Below are 19,078 nucleotides of genomic sequence, written 5' to 3' on the forward strand. Positions count from 1 at the left end.
TCGACAATCAAGATTGAGACATCCAACTTGAAAAGAAAAATTATTTCGTGTTACCAGCGCTTTAAGTTGCTTCTGGAGATCGTATGAAAACCGTAAAAGACTATATTCGCACAATCCCTGATTTTCCTCATGCTGGCATTATGTTTCGCGATGTCACCACCTTGTTCGATGACCCTGACGGGTTTCAATTGGCGATCAAACAATTGGTTGCACCCTTTCTTGAGCAAAAAATTGACAAAGTTGCGGGTTTAGAGGCGCGCGGATTTATTTTAGGTGGCGCCGTTGCCTACCATCTGGGCTGCGGCTTCGTTCCGATCCGCAAACAGGGTAAATTGCCGGGATCGGTGATCAGCCAAGAGTATACGCTAGAATATGGCCAAGCCGTGCTTGAATTGCACGAAGACGCAATCGAAGCGGGTGAAACCGTCTTGGTGGTCGATGATCTTTTGGCCACCGGAGGCACGGCCGAGGCTGGCGTGAAACTGATTGAGCGGCTTGGCGGCGATGTAACGGCCTGTGCCTTTGTGATTGATTTGCCCGAGCTTGGCGGATCACAGAAATTGCAGGCGATGGGCTTGCCCTTGCACAGCCTTTGCTCTTTTGAAGGCCATTAAGCGCTTGTCATTTTGCATTTGCCGCCTAGTTCATGGGCTGCAAGGAGCTGCAAGATGCCAAAAGAAACCGAAATTTTATACAATGCAGATTGCCCTATATGCCGCTTTGAAATAGACCATTACGCCGCCTATAGCTCTGATCGCGGGCTTGCGTTGCGCTTTGATGATCTCAACAGTTGCGATTTAAACAGCTGGGGCTTAAGCGCGGATCAAGCCGCGAAGCGCCTTTACGTGCGTAAATCAGGGCAGCTCTATAGCGGCATACCCGCCTTTTTGGTGCTTTGGCAAGATATGCCCCGCTATCGTTTTCTGGCGCGGCTGATCGGGTTGCCGATCTTAAAACAAGCCACTTCTGCCATTTATGATTATGCACTTGCGCCCGTTATATATCGCTGGCATTTGCGCCGGCAAGCGCGTAGGACCGCGCCCCAGAGCAATGGGAATAGCCAAGGTTTTTAAAGGCCCAAACAATGCCGCATGATCGCTTTTTGTACGTGCAAGCGGTTTTCAGCCTCATCAAATATCACAGATTGCGGGCCATCCATCACGTCTGATGTGGCCTCATCCTCGCGATGCGCCGGCAGGCAATGCATGAACAAAGCCTCAGGTTTGGCATTGGCCATCAAGGCGCTGTTCACCTGATAGCCACGCAATTGATTATGCCGACGTTCGCGCGCTGATTGCGGATCATGCATGCTGACCCATGTATCCGTAACCACAAGATCAGCACCCTCGACAGCCTTATGAGGATTGCGCTCAATCTCAATTTTTACGCCTTTCGCGCGCGCCGCGCTCAAAAACACCTCTTCGGGATCTAGGGGCTCAGGCCCGGTAAAGGTGAGATCAAACCCGAATTGCCCTGCGGCATGGGCAAAACTGGCAAATACATTATTGCCATCGCCTGACCACACAACTTTCTTGCCTTTGATCGGGCCGCGATGTTCCTCAAACGTCATGATATCGGCCATAATTTGGCAGGGATGCGTGCGATTGGTCAGCCCGTTTATCACTGGTACGCTGGCATGTTCCGCCATTTCCAGCAGCGTGGCCTCCTCAAAGGTTCTGATCATGATCAAATCCACATAGCGGCTCAGAACCCGCGCCGTGTCAGCGATGGTTTCCCCATGTCCAAGCTGCATATCTGCACCCGAAAGCACCATGGTTTCGCCCCCCATCTGGCGCACACCAACATCAAAACTAATCCGCGTACGGGTTGAAGGTTTTTCAAAAATCAATGCCACCATCTGGCCCGCCAAAGGCCGTCCGCGGTCTAACGCAGCGCGCGGTTGCCCAGCGCGGTCGCTTTTCATCTCCATCGCCTGGTCGATAATCTGACGCAGAGTTTCGGGTGCGGATTTATGAATATCGAGAAAATGTTGCATCCGGGTTTTCCTTATTTTTCGACGCGCGCCGCGGGTTTAAACCGCGCAAACTGACCTATGGGTGGCAAAGCTTCAAGCGCGCCATTAAGATTATTTTGACTTTAAGCGCTGCGCCGCCTGATCAAGCCGCCCGATTGCCAGCTCTATCTCATCATCCGTTATGTTTAGCGGAGGTAACAAACGGATCACATTATCCGCAGCAGGAACGGTGATAACCAACGCCTCATAGCCTGCCGCGACCATATCTGTATTTGTACATTTACACTTTAATCCCAGCATCAAGCCTTCCCCGCGCAGGCTGTCAAATACATCCGGATGCGCCGCGATCAGCCCCCCTAATTTTTGTTTGAACAACGCTGACTTCCGGCGCACCTCAGCCAAAAAAGCCTCATCAGCAACGTTTGCCAAAACCGCGCATCCAACGGCACAGGCCAAAGGATTGCCGCCATAAGTTGAACCATGCGTGCCCGCGCCCATGCCCAAAGCCGCCGCTTCGCTGGCCAAAACAGCCCCCAAAGGAAACCCGCCACCAATGCCTTTTGCCACCATCATAATATCTGGGGTAACGCCCGCCCATTCATGGGCAAACAACTTACCACTGCGGCCAATACCACATTGCACTTCGTCAAAAATTAACAACAGATTGTGGCGGTCGCAAAGCTCTCTCAGGCCTTTCAAACAGGCATCCGGAACAGGGCGAATACCGCCCTCACCTTGAATTGGTTCAATCAAAATAGCCGCGGTTTTCGCCGTAATAGCGGCGTCAAGCGGAGCGTGATCGGCCCAATCAAGATGCACAAATCCCGGCAGAAGCGGGCCAAAGCCTTTGGTCATTTTTTCTGATCCCGCCGCGGCGATACCCGCCGAAGAGCGGCCATGAAAGGATCCCGAGAAGGTGATAATCTCAACGCGTTCCGACTGGCCTTTTTCGAACCAATATTTGCGCGCCATTTTAACCGCAAGCTCGCAGCTTTCGGTGCCCGAGTTCGTGAAAAACACCGTATCGGCGAAACTCTGCGCCACAAGTTGATCCGCCAGCGCCGTTTGCTGGGGGATCTTATATAGGTTCGACACATGCCAAAGGTTTTGCGCTTGCGCGGTTAGGGCCGCAACAAGGCTCGGATGCGCATGGCCCAGCGCATTCACGGCAATGCCCGCGCCCAAATCCAAAAATCGGCGGCCATCTTCTTCGATCAGCCAGGTGCCTTCGCCTTTGGTGAAACTTAAAGGGGCGCGCGCGTAAGTTGGTAAAATTGAGGGGATCATAACGGGATCTATCCTTGAAAAACAAAGTATCTGGAATGGCCTTAGGCCGGGCAAACCGCGTCGCGCGCGCAGGGGCCGCGAATAAAAAACAAAGAATTAGCCGCGTCGGAGCCGGCTTTTAAGCGCACGATATATCATAAAAACTAGAAAACAGAATTCGAGCAGTGGTGCAAGGTACATTATGTCCTTGGTTTGATATTGGGGTTTTTGCCTTCATCTGGACGGGCCAATTCAAACGTCTTTTCAATGATTGCATAATCCCGATACCCCAAACGCGTTAAGGGCTTAAATTTCGTGACATCAAACCGGCCATTTTCGATACAATCTTCCCGCATATGCACACCAATCACTTCTCCAAACACGGCAAAATTAGCCGCGCCGGGAAGGTTAACAATTTGCGTCAGCTTACATTCTAACGCCGCAGGCGCCCCAGAAACCCGCGCGCAATTTATAATGTTGCACGCGATCTGCTGCAGACCGGCTTGTTCATATTCATTGGTGTCATAGGGCAAAGTGGCAGCGCTTGCATTCATTTGCTCGATCATCGCATGTTCGACAATATTCACGCAAAAAACGCCTGTTTCCCGGATATTAGCAACGCTGTCTTTGGTGCCATTTTGATCCGGCTTTTCTCCCGTTGAGGCAAACATCACCTGCGGTGGCACATAGGCCACGGCATTGAAAAACGAATAAGGGGCAAGGTTATTGCGCCCTTGGGCATCGCGGGTTGAAATCCAACCGATTGGCCGAGGCGTCACAATGGCATTAAAAGGGTTATAAGGCAGGCCATGGCCTTGTTCGGGTTCGTAAAATATAGCTTTCTCTCCTGTTTGATCCTGACTTATCGTCATGTTAAGCCCAATTCCAGCGCAAAGTGGAATATGAAGCCGTGCTTGATTTAACGCCAGAAACGCCCGCAGATTGGTGGGAGGTCGAAGCTCTGTTTGACCTATGCTTTGCGCCCGGCCGCGAAGCCTTGTCATCTTATCGCCTGCGCGATGATGCAAACCCAGTGGCGGCCTTATGCTTTTTGATCCGTGACGAAACTGGCGCGCTTGGCGGGGCCATTCGATATTGGCCCGTCAGTATCGCCCAGCAACCGGCGCTGTTATTGGGCCCGGTGGCGGTGCATCCCACCCGCCAAGGCGAAGGATTGGGGGGCTTTTTGATCCGTGAAAGCCTAAAGATCGCGCAGGACATGGGTCACCAGCGGGTAATGCTGATCGGTGACGCGCCCTATTACGAAAGATTTGGATTTGTAAAGCTGCAAAATGTTCATATGCCGCCGCCCACCAATCCAAACCGGATCTTGGGCGTCTCGCTGTCCAAAAATGCATGGAACAAGATCTCTGGGTCGGTCGAAAAACCCGGGTTTGCGCACTAAGATGCGCAGCCAAACAGCATACGGGTAAGGCGGGCGGTATATTTGCAAACAGTCATGCGTTGGTTTGAAGTGCTTTTCTAATCTTATATTTTGCTTTAGAGCGCGCACATGCCTCGTTACGCTTTCAAAATTGAATATCATGGCGCGCCTTTTTGTGGATGGCAGCGCCAAGCTGATCAGCCCTCGGTTCAAGAGGCGCTAGAAACAGCCCTACGAAAACTTGCCCCCGGGCTGCAGGAGGTGGCCGGTGCTGGGCGCACGGATACGGGCGTTCACGCAATCGGTCAGGTTGCCCATTGCGATTTAGCCACCCGCTGGGATACTTTTCGGTTGAGCGAAGCGCTAAACTTTCACCTCAAACCACAGCCGGTTTCGATCACCGCTTGCACCGAAGTGGCGGCTGATTGGCACGCACGATTTTCGGCCATCGGGCGCAAATATGTGTTCAAACTTCTCTCGCGGCGCGCGCCCGCCGTGCATAATGCGGGATTGGTGTGGCAAGTGCGCCATGACTTGCACTTAAAGCCCATGCAAGACGCCGCGCAGCATTTGATCGGCTTGCATGATTTCACAACCTTCAGATCCAGCATGTGTCAGGCCCAAAGCCCGCTAAAAACCTTAGACCGGCTGCAGATTGAACAGATCGATTTACCCTTTGGATGCGAATTCCATTTCACCGTCGAGGCTCGCAGTTTTCTACACAATCAGGTGCGCAGCTTCATTGGCACGTTAGAGCGCGTTGGCGCAGGCGCTTGGTCACCCGATCAGGTCAAGCAAGCGCTTGAAGCGCGATCGCGCGCCGCCTGCGGTCCTGTCAGCCCGCCTCAGGGGTTGTATTTACACTCGGTAAAATACCCACAAAATCCTTTTTAATTCCCGACATTGCCTTCATCGCTTTCGATCTGCGCCAAAAGTAATCGCTTTAAACTTTGCTCATCCACCATTTTGGCAGCTTTTTTCAACGATACCCATTTGCGTTGCCGTTGTTTTTTCTCGGGATAGCGCTTTGCTAATGTACAAGAAGCAATTCGATAAACATTGACCTCAAGGGGCACTTCCTGCGCGCCGCGCAAGCGTTTGACGTAGTGATAAGAGCCGATCAACGCAGGGGATGTTGGATCTGCTATAACCCCAGCCTCTTCCCAGGCTTCCATCAAAGCAACTTCGGCCTCGGTTTTATTCTCTTCCAGCCAGCCCTTTGGCAGAATCCAACGTTTGGTTTTTCGACTGGTAATCATCAAGACGGATAATTTGCCTTTGCGGTGCTTCAAACATAAAGCCGCCACTTGCTGCGGCCGATACGCCTTGTTTTCAGAATTGTTCATAACGGCGACGATAGGCTTTTCCGCGTGATGTTTAAAGACGGCTTAGATCGCTGAATCAGTCTTTCTTATATCCCCTATTTTACAGAGGCTAGTTCAAGCCGCGTGCGCAAGCCGCCATAATCTGGGCTCTGCCTCGGTTTAGCGCTATTTCGCCGGCCGCTTTTTATGCAGGCTCGGCAGGGCTTGCGCCGGGTTTTCAGGCCAAGGATGCTTGGGATAGCGCCCACGCATATCTTTGCGCACGTCTAGATAACTGCTGCGCCAAAACCCGGGCAGATCCATTGTGGTTTGTAAAGGCCGCCCAGCGGGAGAAAGCAACGTGATTTTAAGCGGGTTTCCCGCGATATTAGGATGGCTGGTTTGCCCAAACATTTCCTGCAACCGCACCGCAATTTCAGGCACTCCTGAGCTGTAATCAATCGCCAGTTTACGCTCAAGCGGAGTCACGAAATGCGCGGGCACCAAGCGATCAAGCTCTGCCGTTTGCTCCCATGAAAGCTGGGTTTGCAAAGCTGGAAGGATGTCAAAGTTTTTCCAGCTTTCGGCATTTTTAATCTTGCCAAGATATGGCAGCAACCAACTCTCCAAGCTTTCCATCAGCGCCGCGTCTGAAAAATCTGGCATGTTGCGCCCCACCAAGCTCACGCGGCTGATAAAGCGCCGCGCCGCGGGCGTATATTCAAGCCCAATCTCGCGCACTCCCTCTAACATAGCCCGCGCAATATCCAGTTCGGGCGCATCGTTCCAAATCTGTTCGGTAAGCGCAAGCGCACCAAAATATTCAATTTTGCGTGCCACAACACGCGCCTCGCGCTTAGACCACAAACAGCTTTCTTTCCACCCGATTTGATCGGCAAAGAGGCTGCGCAACTCGGCTTCTGAGAGCGCAATGGCTGCGCGAATTTTAGCTTCTTTTGGATTGCCATCTAAATCTGCAGCAACCAATAGACGCTGTGAACTTAAAGGGTCTTCTGCATTTAAAATTGCCCCTTTGCCACCTGATAGCAAAAATCGAGGCGCGCCGCCTTTGCGCCGCAACCCGATCCGGTCTGGATAGGCAAGCGCGATCATCTGAGCATCGCTTAGCGGCTCTGCCTTACGCCCAATTTGCTTTTGTAGGCGCTTGGTTTCAGCTTTGATACTGCTTAAGGTTTGCATCTTTACATCATAGGGCCTGTTTTGCTTAAATTTAGCAAGATCACGCAAGGCTTCGAGGCGAAGGCTAATATCGCTTGGCGCGTCGCGGCTTAGGGGATCCTTTTCGGCAAGCAAACTGGCGATTGGTGCAGCCGCATTGCCTGCTTTGCACATCATATGGGCGGCACGCGGATGCATTGGCAAACGCGCCATCTCCTTACCATGGGCGGTCAGACGCTTGGAAGGCGTTAAGGCACCAAGCATCATTAACAGCTCCTGCGCTTCAGCAAACGCCTTCGGGTTGGGCTGTGTCAGTAAAGGCAAGTCACCCGGGTTGGCGCCCCATATGGCCAGCTCAATCGCAAGAGGCGCCAGATCTGCTGAACTTATCTCAGGCGGGGAAAAGCCGGCCATAGCGCCCTCTTCCGCTTTTGACCACAATTTGTAACACCATCCGCTGTCAAGGCGCCCAGCGCGGCCCTGGCGCTGCGTGGCTTCGGCCTTGCTGGCCCGCTGCGTAATCAAGCGGGACATGCCCGAACCCGGATCATATTGAGCGCGCCGGGCCAAGCCTCCATCAATGACGACGCGAATGCCCTCGATCGTGAGAGAGGTTTCCGCAATCGCCGTTGCCAATATGATTTTTCGCGTGTCCATGGCCGGCGTCAGCGCTGCTTTCTGATCTTCAAACCGCATCGCGCCAAATAAAGTTTCCACTGTGCAACTGCTGGGCAAATTGGACTTTAACAAAGCAGCGGTTTTTTGAATTTCACGCTCACCTGGCAAGAACACCAAAACCGCACCGCTGGTCTGCGGCAGCGCTTGCAAGACCAAATCGCAGATTGCGGTTTCAAATTTAATTGATTTTGGAAGCGGTCGGTCCAGCCAAATGGGCGCCACTGGAAAACTACGCCCCTCGGCTGCGATCACGGGGGGATGCTGCATCAACGTGACCAGCGGCGCGACATCCAATGTAGCCGACATCACAAGAATACGCAGATCTTCGCGAAACGCATTAGCCGCTTCCAAACACAGGGCCAAACCAAGATCCGCATTCAAAGACCGTTCGTGAAACTCATCAAAAATAACGGCCCCGATGCCCGTTAATTCAGGATCACTTTGCAACATTCGGGTCAGAATACCCTCGGTCACCACCTCGATACGCGTCCGGGTCGAGGTTTTTTGCTGGCCGCGCATACGATACCCCACCGTATCGCCAACCGCCTCATTCAGGCTTTGGGCCATGCGTTCCGCAGCGGCGCGGGCTGCCAGACGGCGGGGTTCCAACACAATAATCCGGCCTTTAATTTTGCCCGCTGCCAACAAGGCCAGCGGCACTATGGTGGTTTTACCAGCCCCGGGCGGCGCGGTTAAGATCAGTTTAGAGCTGCGTTCGATTGCTCCAAGAAGCTCTGGGATCACTTTTGTGATCGGCAAAGCGGGATCCGGGCTGAATTTAACGACGCTCAAAGGTCGCCGTTCCACGCAATGTGCTGAAGCTGAATTTTGCAACCCTATAGCCAGCGTCAACAGGGTGGTAATTTATGTAAAAAGGGAATGTGATTCCATCCGACAGTTCCTGTTTGGAAAATCCGCCGAGACGCGTATAAATCCCTTGGCAGGCCACCCCCCCCTTATCAAGCTTTGTGGGCCCCGATAAGGAGAGCGAAACCCGTCTTTCCCCATCAAATACCGGCAAATCGGTTTTACACAGCTGAGAGCTCACTGCGTCATCAAGCAAGGCAAGCAGCGCCGAAAGCGGATCAAGCGTGCCTTTTTGATCGGCGGGTTTCAGCCAGTATTTTTTCCGCTCTCCAGCTGTCAAAAGCGTCGGGCGTTGATTTTTATAGCGCATTTCTTTGTTTGTTATACGCCTTCCTGTATTGGATGTTTCCACGTAATTTTTTGGAAAATACCGGCTTTTCAAGCGCTGTCCCGTTACTTTTGCCTGAAATAAGTAAGGGGCAAGCAACGCCACCAAACCAATTGTTTCCAACACCGCCTCTGCCGAATAAGCTGTGCCTTTCACGCTTTTGTGATAGCGAAGTTCACCGGCCTTGATGCCTAAAATAAACACGTCAAAGTGATGTGCTTCTTCGCGCTCACCCGGCTTTAACGTTGCAGAAAAACTTGGCATCGCGAAAAAAACGTAAAGAAAAAAGGCCACCAGCGTTTTAAAAAAATGCATTTTTAGAAAGGCTCCGCTGGACTTTTCTTTCGAGTTCGCGTCAAAACCATACTGCCTAAGCCGTGAAACACCAACCCCTGCTCGTAGAAAGTTAAAGCCCTCAATGACCGATATCGATCAGCTAGCGCATCAAATCCTTCAGCAGGATCGCCGCGCTCTGGCCCGCGGGATTACACTGGTTGAAAGCCAGCGCAGCGATCACCGCGAGCAATCGATTGCTTTGATGCAAATACTGCAAGAACATCCCAAACGCGCCCTGCGTATTGGGCTATCAGGCACACCAGGCGTGGGTAAATCGACCTTCATAGAAGCGTTGGGCAGCTTGCTCACTGCACGCGGTTCAAAAGTGGCGGTGCTGGCAGTTGATCCAAGCTCGCTACGTTCAGGTGGCTCGATTTTGGGAGATAAAACCAGAATGGATCGATTGTCGCGCGATCCAATGGCCTTTATCCGCCCCTCTCCAAGCCAATCTCATTTAGGGGGAGTCACGCGGCGCAGCCGTGATGCTGTGGCGCTCTGCGAGGCTGCGGGGTTTGACGTTGTGTTCATTGAAACCGTTGGCGTGGGACAATCGGAAACGATTGTGTCGGAAATGTCAGATATTTTTTTGCTGCTTTTGGCCCCGGCAGGTGGTGATGAATTACAGGGCGTAAAACGTGGCATCATGGAAATGGCCGATATTATTTTGGTGAATAAAGCCGATGGCGAGCTGAGCACAGCGGCAAATCGCACCTGCGCGGATTATTCCAGCGCCTTGCGGTTGCTGCGCAAGCGCGCGCAAGATCCATCAAACTTTCCGATAGCGATGACCGTATCCGCCTTAACGCTTGTCGGGCTAGAAGCGGCTTGGCAGGCGGTGCTTGAGCTGACGGATTGGCGCAAAGCCAATGGTCATTTTGAAGGCCGGCGTGCCCAACAGGCCCGATTTTGGTTTGAAGAAGACGTCAAGCAAGGCGCCTTAGACGTTTTGAACCGACAGGAAATTAGAAATGAACTCGAGCGTCTGGGCCTGCAAGTTGAAGCCGGGGGGCTTTCCCCCGCGCGCGCGGCGGAACGGGTTTTGAAACGCCTGAGCCAACTAAAGTGATTCGAATGATTGGGCGCTTATAAACCGCGGCGATCCTGCCTTGGCCCTTGCAGGTCGAATTTTAGGGCGGTTTTCAAACCCACCCGGCGTTTTCAAGGCGTCAGGCGCTTGACGCGCCCGTTCAATGCCCCTAAGACCGCATTTCAAGTTTTGGGCCTGCCTTTGGCATGCTGCCCTTCAGTGGTAGAATTGGCGCAAACTGCGCATTAAGCAAAAGCAAGAGGATTGAGAGATGGCACGTCGTTGCGAGTTCACAGGAAAAGGCCCGATGTCTGGTAACAATGTCAGCCATGCCAATAACAAAACCAAGCGTCGTTTTTTGCCAAATCTGAACGACGTGACCTTGCAATCTGAAGTTTTAAATCGTGGTTTTAAGTTCCGCATTTCAGCGGCCGCATTGCGCTCAGTTGATCATCGTGGTGGCTTGGACCAATTCTTGGCAAAAGCCAAAGATGACGAATTGTCAACAAACGCGTTGAAATTGAAAAAAGAGATCGCCAAAGCCCAGACGGCCTCGGCGTAGCCCCAACGCAGCGTAGCGGCTGGATTTTAGACAAAACCAGCGAATATGCCCCTGAACGATAAGGCTGGCCTGATGAAAAACCTGCCTCATCGTTTGAAAAAACATTGCGGGGCATTTTTTCTTTTTAGTCTACTGGTCGCGGGGCTATTACCGCTCGGGCAGGTATCTGCGCGTAGCGTTTTGATGCAAGATACCGCCGGTCACCTGGTAATTTGCAGCGGAGACGCGTCCGTTGTTATTGCAGTAGATTCCCATGGCGCACCGATTTCAGATGAAACTTCCTGCCCAGAGTGTTCTTGCCTTAATCCCATAGATGCAGACATCAACCGCGGCGTTGTCTTGAAAACGTCTACCGCCTCGCGGGCCGCAGAGGCCTTAAGACGGCAAGATGCTTATCAAAAATCCATTTATTCCATCCAGCTGCGCGGCCCACCCTCTCAGGTCAAATCCACATATTCATAAATTTTGACCGAACCAAGAGAGAGCCAAAATGACCCATTTAAGATCCTTTTTTGTAGCTATAATCCTCTGTGGCCTACCAGCGCTTCTATCCGCCGATACGATTATCATCAAAGATGCTTACGCGTATCGCGCGACCCCCTCGTCAAAAGCGGGCGGTATTTTCATGATGATCCATAATCACGGCACAGCCGATGATCGGCTCGTCAGTGTTGCGTCAACTGCAGCACGGAAAGCCGAATTACACACCCATATAGGATCTGCCGATGGGGTGATGAAAATGCGACCCGTCCTCGACGGGTTTGCGATTGAAGCAGGTAAAATGGCCATGCTCAAACGTGGTGCGGATCACATCATGCTGATGGGGTTGCGCAGCAGTTGGCATCAGGGTGATCTGATTTCTATCGTTTTAACTTTTGAGAAGGCCGGTGAAATGACGCTTGACGTCCCGGTTGACTTAAACCGGGCTGACGCAGCGCATTCCCACTAAAGGTACCAATCATTGGTTTGACAAAGCGGGAACCAAAGCAAAAACGCATCGCTGCCGCTTTTCAATATCGCAGCTCTTTATAGAGAGGCTTTATTGGGCAGTTATTTTTCTGCGCTTGGTGATCCAATTTAGGTCAGCAAGCGTATTGATATCAAGCAGGAGAAAAAATGATACATGTTTTGTTGTATATCGTCACCGCAATCGTCTTTCTAGCGCTTGACGTCGTCATGCTCAAAAAGGTGATGTATCCGCTCTTTTCGTCGAATATCGGGCCGATGATGCTGGAAGACCTTCGCATGGGACCTGCAGCGGTGTTTTACTTATTTTATGTTGTGGGCGTGGTCTGGTTTGTCTCAATTCCAGCCTTGAATGTTGGTTCGATCGCTCAGGCGTTTTTTGCCGGCGCAGTTCTTGGCGCGCTGGCATACGGAACCTATGAGTTTACAAATTTCGCGACACTGAAAGGCTGGACGGCGCAAATGGTAATGGTTGACGTCATTTGGGGCGCCGTTTTAACAGGAACATCAGCGGCGGTAGGCGTGGCCGTAACGAAACATTTCACATAGACAAGCCTCCCATGCTGCAGATGGATGCTTGGCATTCCTTGCAAATAAACTTATAGCCGGCACAGCTATTTAGGAGCCTGGCGAATGCAAGGAAGTGCAAACCTCAACGTAATGATCAAAGCAGCCCGTAAAGCTGGCAGATCGCTTCTGAAAGATTTTACCGAGGTTGAAAATTTACAAGTTTCAAGCAAGAGCGCGGGGGATTTTGTATCGCGCGCAGATATCGCAGCAGAAGCGATTATCAAAGCTGAATTAACGGCGGCCCGCCCCACTTATGGCTGGGTGGGAGAGGAAAGCGATGCCATCGAGGGGCAAGACCCCACGCGGCGCTGGCTTGTTGACCCTTTAGATGGCACCACCAACTTTTTGCATGGCCTGCCACATTGGGCTGTGTCCATCGCATTAGAACATAAAGGGCAAATTGTTGCCGGCGTGGTCTATGATCCAACAAAAGATGAAATATTCATAGCCGAAAAAGGCCAGGGGGCCTGGTTGAATGAAAGCCGGTTGCGCGTTTCAGGCCGCAAACGGATGATTGAAAGCATTTACGCAACCGGATTGCCCTTTGCAGGTCGCTCCGATTTGCCCGAAACCCTGAAAGATCTTGCGCAATTGCTACCCGCCTGCGCAGGCGTGCGGCGCTGGGGCGCCGCAGCCCTTGATCTGGCTTATGTGGCTGCAGGGCGCTATGACGGGTATTGGGAGCGCCGCTTAAACCTTTGGGACATTGCAGCCGGCGTAATTATAGCGCGCGAAGCAGGTGCAATCGTAGAAGGCATGGCTGCGAATTCTGATCCTGTCGAAACCGCTGATATTTTATGCGCAAACGATCTGCAGTTTAACCAATTTGCGGCTTTAATCCGGGGCGCATAACAAACAGGTCACACCGAGCCGGGTTTCAAATCTGCACCCAACACGCTTCACATAGCTATTTTCTGGTATTCGACTTTCTCGGGACCAATGGCACGCGCGCAAGCGAGCCAGCATAGATTTTTTCCGGATGGGGCGGATGCCCCAAGGTTTCAAGCCAAAATGCAGCTGCCCCGAGACGTATAAACAAGGGCAAAATCAGAACAAGACCGGCTGCAAAGCCACCAATATGAGCCCAATATGCGATACCGCTGCTGGCCGCCGTGGAGTTAGCGCCATTCAGGAGCTGTAACGCGAACCAAAGGCCAAGAACGATCCAAGCGGAAATTGAAAAAACGCGGAAAAACACGACGAAAATCACCAAAATATCAATCTTGGCTTTTGGGAATAACAGCAAATACCCCCCATCACCCCAGCGATCGCGCCAGAGGCCCCAACCACAGGAATAGGCGAAGCCGGATCGGCCAAAACCTGCGCCAAATTCGCCAATGCGCCGCAGGCCAAGTAAAACCCCAAAAAAAGCAGATGGCCCAATTCATCCTCTAAATTATCGCCATAAATATACAGAAACAACATGTTCCCGGCTAAATGAAGCAGCCCACCATGCAAGAAAACTGAACTGATCAAGCTATGAAGATTAACCCCATAGCTAATATCCTCAGGGAACATCGCCCACCGTTCAAAAATGATTTGTGTTGCGCTTTCGCTATCGGCACTGCCCCAATAACTCAAAAATATTGCTGCATTTATAAGGATCAAACCATAGGTGATGATGGGTTTCCGTGCGGGTGGATTGTGATCTCGAAATGGCAAAAACATGCGCTAAAACTGTCTGATACGAGTCAAAAAGGCAATAAGTTAAAAAATTTTGACAGTCTGATATTGATTTGAAAATGAAACGTATTTTTTCTTTTTAAACGGTTGTCAAACACAATTAGAAACCCTATGTGGCGTTTCAAAGTGGTACGTGTTTCCTTTCAACGGCTTTATTTTAGCCGACAAGGTTTAGGCATTTAGGGCACAGCAGGTTTATGGTGAAAGATGTTCAAAAAGACCTGCAAATTTCATTCATTTTTGAGCCTTTAGCATGAAAAAAGCCTGCCCTGAAACAATCTTTACACTTTCTGCGGGTAGAACAGGTACAGCCTGGTTATCAGAGTTTTTAGCCGTAAACCTAAATTGCGAGGCTCTCCATGAATCCTTAGGTGTCGAGGATTTTGGCAATCGAATGCCTGACATCAAAATAATGCGCAGTTTCAACGAGAATGGGAATAACGCGATCGTAAAGGATTTTTGGAAACGAAAGTTTTCAATGCTGACTTCAAACATTCATATCGAGATCAATCATACACTAGGAAAATGCGGGTTAATTGAAAATATTTCTCGCTCCCAACTGGCAGAAAAAAGTAGGATTATTATTTTAAAACGAGATATTGTTCGGCAATGCGCAAGTTATGTGGTGAGACATGATTTTGTGGATATAACCACGGCTTGGCAATGGTACCTTCACCCCAGCTACCAAAAAAAAACTTATCAATCCAAAATTATTTTCACAATTTGAAGGGATTGGACTCGCTCTTTGGTATTGCTACGAAATGGCAGCTCGCCAAGCTTATTATAAGCTTTATTTCAGTTCAAAAGTTAAGTTCATTGACGCGCAACTAGAGCATATTGCCACCCCGTCGGGTGCTCAGGAATTTTGGCAAGCCATTGGACAGCCGGGGCAATGTTCTTTGCCACCGCGCAAAAATGAAAATAGGGTGCAAACGCCTCAAGGTCTGATCGAGCATTCAACCAAAATCATATCGAAAATTCACTTCAACCCAAATATTATCGCGCAACAAGCATTCGACGATGGGTTTAGTTTCGAACATAAGCAAACCACTTGAAGCCAAGGTTTTTTAACATAGCTTCAGAATTAAGCTCTTAATTATCCGATTGTGGATTGGACGTACTTTTGGGCTGTTTCGCAATGCAAAGGCTTTATCGCATCGCACTAAGCTCATTTTTTCAAGTGAGCGCGCGCTATTTGTCACCACTTAAGATAGATATCTGACACCTGTCGTTTTGCTGAAACTTCAAGCCGTCAAAGAAAGCGTAAACGCACCGCACTTTGAGGGCCATCTTTCTTCTCTGTTTTCAAACCGTCCACAAAAAAACACTTTGGGACAGGCATCAAAAGTTGAATTTAAACAGTGTTTGTAAGGGATAATTCCAAAAATTGAATTTCCGACAGACAAAATATACTGCTTAAAGACTTTGAGCATTTCCGACATAGTTCTATTTTTATGCAAAAAGGCCCAAAAAAATTGGGCTTTATCAGCCTCCACAAGCTGCTGGGGCCTTGGCCGGGCCGCGTGAAATCATATGTTCCGACCTTGATAGAGAGCGCTTTCGCTTGGCGGATCCTTATGAATGTCTTTTATATATGTGCTCCTGACGGTTTTACCCCTACGGCTTAAACAGCAATTCATGTGGTAGGCTCAGCTTTGCTGATTTGTCGTTTTCAACGGCCTTAAATTTCAAACATCATATTTGCAAAACTGGCTATGCCATGATTTTCTGTGCATATGAAAGGTCACTTATGTCAGATGCATCATCCGAATATTCAAGGCTCCCCAACCTTCGCGATCTAACAATTGAAACCAGACGAGCTTTGGTTTCTGACGCTGCCGGATTGTCGCAAGCCGCACGGGTTAATCTTGCCGGGGAAAATAGCCTTCAAGAACATATCGCTGATGGCATGATCGAAAATGTGATTGGAAAGTTCGAGCTTCCACTTGGTGTTGCAACAAATTTTAAAATTAATAATCGCGATTATTTGATCCCTATGGCGGTTGAAGAACCCTCGGTCGTTGCGGCTGCCTCGCATATGGCCAAATTAGCCCGCAATTGTGGGGGGTTTCATGCCAATGCCGAACGACCGGTTATGCGCGCGCAAATTCAAATCTTAGATCTTTCAGACCCAGCAGAAGCGCTCGAAAAAATCCAAAACCATGCCGACCAATTGATTGCCGACGCGAATGATTGCGATCCTGTCTTGGTTTCCTTGGGTGGGGGCTGTTTTGAAATAGAAGGTCATCTTTTCAGAGATACCCCTATGGGCAATATGCTGGTTTTACATCTCTTAGTGGATGTGCGTGATGCGATGGGAGCCAATACCGTAAATACAATGGCGGAAAAATTAGCGCCTAAAATCGAAGAGATTACGCAAGGCAGAGTTCGCCTACGCATTTTGTCAAACCTTGCTGATTTGCGTTTGGTGCGCGCGCATGTGTCGCTAAACGTAAGCCTATTTGACGGGGAACAAATCACCGGCCATGAGCTGTGCACTGGCCTTGTTGAAGCTGCGACATTGGCCCAAATAGATCCTTATCGCGCGGCAACGCATAATAAAGGCATTATGAACGGTATTGACCCTATTGTTCTGGCAACCGGAAATGATTGGCGCGCCATAGAGGCCGGAGCGCATGCCTATGCCGCAAGAAACGGGCGATACACGGCATTAAGCACATGGGCGATTACCTCAACGGGTTATTTAAAAGGCGAAATTGAACTTCCGATGGCCGTCGGTATTATTGGCGGTGCAACAAAGGCCCACCCCGCTGCGCAAGCTGCATTAGAATTGATCAATGTCGGGTCCGCCGGGGAATTGGCAGAGGTCATCGCCTCTGTGGGTTTGGCGCAAAACTTAGCAGCTTTGCGCGCCCTTGCCGATGAGGGCATTCAAAAAGGTCATATGCGTCTTCATGCGCGAACGGTTGCGATAACGGCAGGGGCAAGCCCTGAGCAAGTTAGCCACATTGCACAGAAAATGATTGAGCACGGGGCGATAAACGCCGAAACCGCCCAACATTTCCTTAAAGCCCAAAAGCCTTAATCGAAGTATCGCTGCGTTATAAAACATTCGGTTTTGATCGCTTTATTCATTCCTGCAAATAACCCATGCCTGAGCCTGCGGATCAGAACCCAACGCGGTTTGTTGCCCCATTCTGGCCAAACCATCTTAGCCTTTTAAAGAGACGCAGGATATTCTGGCTGAAGCAAATCCCTGATCTGAAAGCGCCACCCAGTGCTAAAAAAATATCCAATAGGTTGTACGAGCCTTAGCAGATTTACGTCTTCAAAGAGCGGCGCGCGTTACAAAACAGCGCCGGTTACATTCTTTAAATGCCCCTTGATGAGCCAAGCACCTGTGCCATCGGCTCAACCTTGCTTTGGTTTTATCAAGCAAAATTTAACCTAATCTTCCCTATGGGTGTTAAAGATCATGCCAAGCTTAGCAAATTCGCGCAGTTTGCGCCCCACCTCAAAACGCCCGGAGCATCGCTAACGGGACGGGCCATTTTAAAGAACGAATTGCTATTTTTTCATCCGATGCCGTTAATCTTTGATTGCGAAATAAGAAATCTCCATCAAGATAGCCCGGATCGGTTTAAGCGTCTTGTCAGAGGAAAAAATCAATGTGGGCAAAAGACTGGAAAAACACTTCCTACTGGTTAGACGGGCAGCCATCGCTGGCTGGAATCAGTCAAACAATTATTCCAGATGTTGATGTCTTGATTGTGGGCTCTGGCTATACGGGGCTGCACGCGGCAATTCAAATATTGCGGGGTGGCAGAAAAGTCATGATCATTGATGCCGGGGGCCCTGGCTTTGGGTGCAGCACCCGCAATGGTGGACAAATCAGCACCAGTATAAAACCGTCCCAAGCCAAGCTGGCCCGCAAATTTGGTACGCGCCGGGCAACCGCCATTCGCCAAGAAGGCGAAACTGCTCTTGATTGGATTGAAGACTTTATCACGCGCGAGAAAATCGATTGCGGGTTTGAACGCTGCGGCAGGTTTCACGCAGCGCATTCAGAAGCCCATTTTCAAACGCTCGCCAAAGATGCCGAGGCGCTTTCCAAATTGGAAAACATCGCGGCCACGATTATCCCCAAAGCTGAGCAAAAAAAAGAATTGGGCAGCGATCTCTACCATGGTGGCGTGGTCTATCCCCGCCATGCCTCTGTTCATCCGGCCAAATATCACCATGGCTTGCTACGATTGGCGTTGGAGTCAGGAGCGCATGTGGTTGGGCAGTGTCGCGCCGAAAAAATCAACAAAACAAATGCGGGCTTTGAAGTAAAGACAACGCAGGGCCAAGTGACATGCAAGGACCTAATTGTTGCAACCAATGGTTATACGGGTAACTTAACGCCCTGGCTGAAACGACGGGTTATCCCAATTGGCAGCTACATAATTGCCACCGAACCCCTGCAGCCAGAGTTGATGGAAAAACTTTTTCCAACCAATCGGATTATCAGCGACACATGCAAAGTTGTCTATTATTATCGCCCCTCTCCAGATAAGAAACGCATTTTATTTGGGGGCCGCGTTTCAGCACGGGAAACAGATCCCGCGGCCAGCGGCCCAAAACTGCATAATGATATGTGCCGCATATTCCCTGAATTAAAACAAACAAAAATTTCACATTCCTGGATGGGCACAGTGGCCTATACATTTGACGAACTGGCTCATACCGGATGCCATCAAGGCATTTATTACGCGATGGGCTATTGCGGTTCGGGTGTTTCGATGGCCAGTTATCTGGGCATGCGCTTGGGGCAGAAATTGCTGGGATTGCCGCAGGGCAAAACAGCTTTTGACGATCTGCCATTTCCTACGCGGCCCGCCTATACTGGTCGGCCTTGGTTTTTGCCTGCCATCGTATCTTGGTATCGCTGGCGTGACCAAATGCAAATGTCGACGCGGTAAAGAAAAAATCAAGAACATATAAATTAAA

20 protein-coding genes and 1 pseudogene are annotated in these 19,078 nt (G+C 50.4%); 14 read left to right on the plus strand and 7 right to left on the minus strand.

The features are described 5' to 3' along the window. Positions 1-83: 83 nt before the first annotated feature. Together GN241_13970 and GN241_13975 are read left to right on the plus strand one after the other, a co-directional pair. Complete coding sequence (locus GN241_13970) at positions 84-614, plus strand: adenine phosphoribosyltransferase (GenBank protein ID XAT58369.1); 531 nt, start codon at positions 84-86, stop codon at positions 612-614. 54 nt (positions 615-668) lie between these two features. Further along, entirely contained in the window at positions 669-1,073 is a 405-nt protein-coding gene (locus GN241_13975; GenBank protein ID XAT58370.1) for a DUF393 domain-containing protein, read from the plus strand. Here GN241_13975 and argF read toward each other — a convergent pair. The 3 genes from argF to GN241_13990 all read right to left on the minus strand — a co-directional run bounded on the left by argF (position 1,070) and on the right by GN241_13990 (position 4,077). After that, positions 1,070-1,996 (minus strand): ornithine carbamoyltransferase, encoded by a 927-nt coding sequence (gene argF / locus GN241_13980; GenBank protein ID XAT58371.1) that lies wholly within the window; start codon positions 1,994-1,996, stop codon positions 1,070-1,072. The genes GN241_13975 and argF overlap by 4 nt on opposite strands. A gap of 90 nt (positions 1,997-2,086) precedes the next feature. Further along, positions 2,087-3,262 (minus strand): acetylornithine/succinylornithine family transaminase, encoded by a 1,176-nt coding sequence (locus GN241_13985; protein XAT58372.1) that lies wholly within the window; start codon positions 3,260-3,262, stop codon positions 2,087-2,089. A 179-nt stretch (positions 3,263-3,441) separates the two neighbouring features. Then, the gene (locus tag GN241_13990; protein ID XAT59294.1) at positions 3,442-4,077 is read right to left on the minus strand and encodes a flavin reductase family protein; all 636 of its coding nucleotides are present in this window, start codon (positions 4,075-4,077) and stop codon (positions 3,442-3,444) included. Between the two features lie 74 nt (positions 4,078-4,151). Between GN241_13990 and GN241_13995 the strand changes: the two genes are divergently transcribed. Both GN241_13995 and truA read left to right on the plus strand, forming a co-directional pair. Continuing rightward, the gene (locus tag GN241_13995; GenBank protein ID XAT58373.1) at positions 4,152-4,646 is read left to right on the plus strand and encodes a GNAT family N-acetyltransferase; all 495 of its coding nucleotides are present in this window, start codon (positions 4,152-4,154) and stop codon (positions 4,644-4,646) included. A gap of 108 nt (positions 4,647-4,754) precedes the next feature. Further along, a complete protein-coding gene (gene truA / locus GN241_14000; GenBank protein XAT58374.1) occupies positions 4,755-5,519 on the plus strand; it encodes a tRNA pseudouridine(38-40) synthase TruA in 765 nt (254 codons plus the stop codon). On the opposite strand, the gene GN241_14005 is transcribed toward truA, so the two are convergent. The 3 genes from GN241_14005 to GN241_14015 form a co-directional block, all read right to left on the minus strand. Then, positions 5,516-5,971 (minus strand): NUDIX domain-containing protein, encoded by a 456-nt coding sequence (locus GN241_14005; protein XAT58375.1) that lies wholly within the window; start codon positions 5,969-5,971, stop codon positions 5,516-5,518. The two genes, truA and GN241_14005, sit on opposite strands and share 4 nt — an antisense overlap. A 144-nt stretch (positions 5,972-6,115) precedes the next feature. Continuing rightward, entirely contained in the window at positions 6,116-8,578 is a 2,463-nt protein-coding gene (hrpB, locus tag GN241_14010) for an ATP-dependent helicase HrpB (protein XAT58376.1), read from the minus strand. Further along, complete coding sequence (locus tag GN241_14015) at positions 8,565-9,296, minus strand: DUF3108 domain-containing protein (GenBank protein ID XAT58377.1); 732 nt, start codon at positions 9,294-9,296, stop codon at positions 8,565-8,567. Before GN241_14015 ends, hrpB begins: the two co-directional genes overlap by 14 nt. A 103-nt stretch (positions 9,297-9,399) precedes the next feature. Between GN241_14015 and meaB the strand changes: the two genes are divergently transcribed. The 5 genes from meaB to GN241_14040 all read left to right on the plus strand — a co-directional run bounded on the left by meaB (position 9,400) and on the right by GN241_14040 (position 13,294). Further along, complete coding sequence (meaB, locus tag GN241_14020; protein XAT58378.1) at positions 9,400-10,383, plus strand: methylmalonyl Co-A mutase-associated GTPase MeaB; 984 nt, start codon at positions 9,400-9,402, stop codon at positions 10,381-10,383. Positions 10,384-10,615: 232 nt separating this feature from the next. Next, positions 10,616-10,906, plus strand: coding sequence for a 50S ribosomal protein L28 (gene rpmB / locus GN241_14025; GenBank protein ID XAT58379.1), 291 nt, complete (start codon positions 10,616-10,618; stop codon positions 10,904-10,906). A gap of 490 nt (positions 10,907-11,396) precedes the next feature. Beyond that, positions 11,397-11,855 carry a copper chaperone PCu(A)C gene (locus tag GN241_14030; protein XAT58380.1) on the plus strand — a complete coding sequence of 153 codons (459 nt, stop codon included), beginning with the start codon at positions 11,397-11,399 and terminating at the stop codon, positions 11,853-11,855. A gap of 167 nt (positions 11,856-12,022) precedes the next feature. Next, on the plus strand, positions 12,023-12,421 hold the full coding sequence (locus GN241_14035) for a DUF2177 family protein (protein ID XAT58381.1): 399 nt from the start codon (positions 12,023-12,025) through the stop codon (positions 12,419-12,421). An 84-nt stretch (positions 12,422-12,505) separates the two neighbouring features. Next, positions 12,506-13,294, plus strand: coding sequence for an inositol monophosphatase (locus tag GN241_14040; protein ID XAT58382.1), 789 nt, complete (start codon positions 12,506-12,508; stop codon positions 13,292-13,294). A gap of 55 nt (positions 13,295-13,349) precedes the next feature. On the opposite strand, the pseudogene GN241_14045 reads toward GN241_14040, so the two are convergent. After that, positions 13,350-14,110 (minus strand): annotated as a pseudogene (locus tag GN241_14045) (rhomboid family intramembrane serine protease). Between the two features lie 268 nt (positions 14,111-14,378). Here GN241_14045 and GN241_14050 point away from each other — a divergent pair. The 5 genes from GN241_14050 to GN241_14070 all read left to right on the plus strand — a co-directional run bounded on the left by GN241_14050 (position 14,379) and on the right by GN241_14070 (position 19,050). After that, the gene (locus tag GN241_14050; protein XAT58383.1) at positions 14,379-14,852 is read left to right on the plus strand and encodes a hypothetical protein; all 474 of its coding nucleotides are present in this window, start codon (positions 14,379-14,381) and stop codon (positions 14,850-14,852) included. A 34-nt stretch (positions 14,853-14,886) separates the two neighbouring features. Further along, positions 14,887-15,180, plus strand: a complete 294-nt coding sequence (locus GN241_14055) for a hypothetical protein (GenBank protein ID XAT58384.1) — start codon at positions 14,887-14,889, stop codon at positions 15,178-15,180. 695 nt (positions 15,181-15,875) lie between these two features. Further along, positions 15,876-17,171 (plus strand): hydroxymethylglutaryl-CoA reductase, degradative, encoded by a 1,296-nt coding sequence (locus GN241_14060; protein ID XAT58385.1) that lies wholly within the window; start codon positions 15,876-15,878, stop codon positions 17,169-17,171. A gap of 290 nt (positions 17,172-17,461) precedes the next feature. Beyond that, positions 17,462-17,794: a hypothetical protein gene (locus tag GN241_14065; GenBank protein XAT58386.1), complete on the plus strand. Its 333-nt coding sequence runs from the start codon at positions 17,462-17,464 to the stop codon at positions 17,792-17,794. After that, entirely contained in the window at positions 17,755-19,050 is a 1,296-nt protein-coding gene (locus GN241_14070; GenBank protein ID XAT58387.1) for an FAD-dependent oxidoreductase, read from the plus strand. Before GN241_14065 ends, GN241_14070 begins: the two co-directional genes overlap by 40 nt. Positions 19,051-19,078: the final 28 nt, after the last annotated feature.

Source organism: Rhodobacteraceae bacterium IMCC1335 (assembly GCA_039640495.1).
In the GTDB taxonomy this organism is placed as follows: domain Bacteria; phylum Pseudomonadota; class Alphaproteobacteria; order Rhodobacterales; family Rhodobacteraceae; genus Thalassovivens.

Bases quoted from the DNA above. Each gene is read 5' to 3' on its own strand.
- GN241_13970 (XAT58369.1), top strand. From the start codon at position 84: ATGAAAACCGTAAAAGACTATATTCGCACAATCCCTGATTTTCCTCAT.
- GN241_13975 (XAT58370.1), top strand. From the start codon at position 669: ATGCCAAAAGAAACCGAAATTTTATACAATGCAGATTGCCCTATATGC.
- argF (XAT58371.1), bottom strand. From the start codon at position 1,996: ATGCAACATTTTCTCGATATTCATAAATCCGCACCCGAAACTCTGCGT.
- GN241_13985 (XAT58372.1), bottom strand. From the start codon at position 3,262: ATGATCCCCTCAATTTTACCAACTTACGCGCGCGCCCCTTTAAGTTTC.
- truA (XAT58374.1), top strand. From the start codon at position 4,755: ATGCCTCGTTACGCTTTCAAAATTGAATATCATGGCGCGCCTTTTTGT.
- GN241_14005 (XAT58375.1), bottom strand. From the start codon at position 5,971: ATGAACAATTCTGAAAACAAGGCGTATCGGCCGCAGCAAGTGGCGGCT.
- GN241_14015 (XAT58377.1), bottom strand. From the start codon at position 9,296: ATGCATTTTTTTAAAACGCTGGTGGCCTTTTTTCTTTACGTTTTTTTC.
- meaB (XAT58378.1), top strand. From the start codon at position 9,400: ATGACCGATATCGATCAGCTAGCGCATCAAATCCTTCAGCAGGATCGC.
- rpmB (XAT58379.1), top strand. From the start codon at position 10,616: ATGGCACGTCGTTGCGAGTTCACAGGAAAAGGCCCGATGTCTGGTAAC.
- GN241_14030 (XAT58380.1), top strand. From the start codon at position 11,397: ATGACCCATTTAAGATCCTTTTTTGTAGCTATAATCCTCTGTGGCCTA.
- GN241_14035 (XAT58381.1), top strand. From the start codon at position 12,023: ATGATACATGTTTTGTTGTATATCGTCACCGCAATCGTCTTTCTAGCG.
- GN241_14040 (XAT58382.1), top strand. From the start codon at position 12,506: ATGCAAGGAAGTGCAAACCTCAACGTAATGATCAAAGCAGCCCGTAAA.
- GN241_14050 (XAT58383.1), top strand. From the start codon at position 14,379: ATGAAAAAAGCCTGCCCTGAAACAATCTTTACACTTTCTGCGGGTAGA.
- GN241_14055 (XAT58384.1), top strand. From the start codon at position 14,887: ATGGCAGCTCGCCAAGCTTATTATAAGCTTTATTTCAGTTCAAAAGTT.
- GN241_14060 (XAT58385.1), top strand. From the start codon at position 15,876: ATGTCAGATGCATCATCCGAATATTCAAGGCTCCCCAACCTTCGCGAT.
- GN241_14065 (XAT58386.1), top strand. From the start codon at position 17,462: ATGCCCCTTGATGAGCCAAGCACCTGTGCCATCGGCTCAACCTTGCTT.
- GN241_14070 (XAT58387.1), top strand. From the start codon at position 17,755: ATGTGGGCAAAAGACTGGAAAAACACTTCCTACTGGTTAGACGGGCAG.